1 protein-coding gene is annotated in these 783 nt (G+C 55.8%); it reads right to left on the bottom strand.

Features of this window, described 5'->3' with window-relative positions; genetic code table 11:
- Positions 1-605 (bottom strand): ParM/StbA family protein (locus FJV41_RS55095; RefSeq protein WP_141649539.1); only part of this gene is annotated, 605 nt, incomplete at its 3' end.
- Positions 606-783: the final 178 nt, after the last annotated feature.

Raw genomic sequence — 783 nt, 5'->3', positions numbered from 1 at the left:
GTTCCACTGGACCTGAGCTGGAGCTGACCATTGGCAATGAGCACCCAGTCGATACTGAAAAATCCGGGATCGATGACCAGAATGCGGGCGTCCTCATCAATCTGGGGATTCTCCTCGTCCTCCTGATTGATCATGTCAAACAGACCGCCCACCGGCTGCGCGACGACTTTCACCTTCTCGACATTAACCGTGCGTTTCGGTGTGATACGGTGTTCGCCGATGAACTTAGCCTCCAACGCGGCGCGCAGCTTCTCGTCTTTATATTGATGAACCGGAAGACCCGTGACGAGCATCTTCACATCCGTCGTGCCAGCCATCAGCAGGCCAGCGTGGAAAAGGGCCTGGTATGAAGGGGTATTTGCATAGTCCGCGTGAAGCGAGCGCTCCCACATCTCTGCGCGGTCGGATGAAACTCCTGCGATGTAGGGATCATCGCCGACCAACACGTGCAGGAAATCGTCCTGCGCTCTGCCGTCGAAGCGGCTACCGAAACGATCGGCGGGTGCCGCACCAGCGGGCCGAATTGCCGTGACAAGATTTCCGCTTTTGTCGCTGTACGCCAACTTCAAGTTGGAATAGCCAATGTCAAGTCCAATGATGCTCACGGCAATCCTCTGTGTAATTAGGAATTGCAATTATACTGCAATTCCTACTATCGCGGAACGAGTGGCGTTCCAGTACCTCTTCAGGCGCCTCTCAGTAGCCTTCCAGCGCGTCCGCAGTGGGCGCTCAGCATTTAGCGCAATCCTTGCCGAGGGAAAACTGCCTCTCTTCGCGGAGTCC

It is taken from the genome of Myxococcus llanfairpwllgwyngyllgogerychwyrndrobwllllantysiliogogogochensis, from assembly GCF_006636215.1.
Classification (GTDB): domain Bacteria; phylum Myxococcota; class Myxococcia; order Myxococcales; family Myxococcaceae; genus Myxococcus; species Myxococcus llanfairpwllgwyngyllgogerychwyrndrobwllllantysiliogogogochensis.
Note: the sequence above shows the minus strand (reverse complement) of the source record. Positions and strands in the feature narration are given on the sequence as shown.